Here is a 736-nt window from a genome sequence, read left to right as displayed (position 1 = left end):
GACGCCCGACTCACCCCCGACCTGGTGGACGCGGTCGAGGCGCACGGCACGGGTACCATCCTCGGCGACCCCGTCGAGGCGCAGGCACTGCTGGACACCTACGGCCGGGACCGTGACCCCGAACGTCCGTTGTGGCTCGGTTCATTGAAGTCCAACATCGGCCACACCCAGGCGGCCGCAGGCATCGCGGGCGTGATGAAGATGGTCCTTGCGATGCAGCACGGCGTGCTGCCGCAGACCCTGAACGTGGACGAGCCGACTCCGCACGTCGACTGGTCGGCCGGCGCGGTGTCGCTGCTGACCGAGCCCGTGGAGTGGCCGCGCGTCGAGGGGCTCCCGCGCCGGGCCGGCGTGTCGTCCTTCGGCATCAGCGGGACGAACGCACATGTGGTGCTGGAGGAGGCGCCGATCGCTCCGGAGCCCTTGGAGCCGGCGGAACCGGATCCGGTGTTCACCGCCGGTGGTGTCCTGCCCTGGGTGGTGTCGGGGCGCGGTGCCGAGGGATTGACCGGCCAGGCAGGCCGGTTGGCTCTGTTCGCCGGGTCGGCGGAGGAGCGCCTGCGGGCGGTCGACGTGGCGTGGTCGCTGGCGGCGACGCGCAGCGCGTTCGAGAACCGGGCCGTGATCCTTGGTCGCGAGTCCGACGAACTGGTCGACGCGGTGAGGACGTTGTCCGCCGGTGCCGAGATGATGCCGTCCTCCGTGATACGGGGCCGGGCGACCCGGGGTGCCGAGC

General features: G+C 71.9%; 1 protein-coding gene. It reads left to right on the top strand.

Annotated elements, in window-relative coordinates:
• The coding region (locus AC5WRT_RS38990; protein ID WP_496101107.1) for a ketoacyl-synthetase C-terminal extension domain-containing protein at nucleotides 1-736 on the top strand (736 nt) is incomplete at both ends.

The organism is Streptomyces sp. NTD91, from assembly GCF_059510455.1.
Note: the sequence above shows the minus strand (reverse complement) of the source record. Positions and strands in the feature narration are given on the sequence as shown.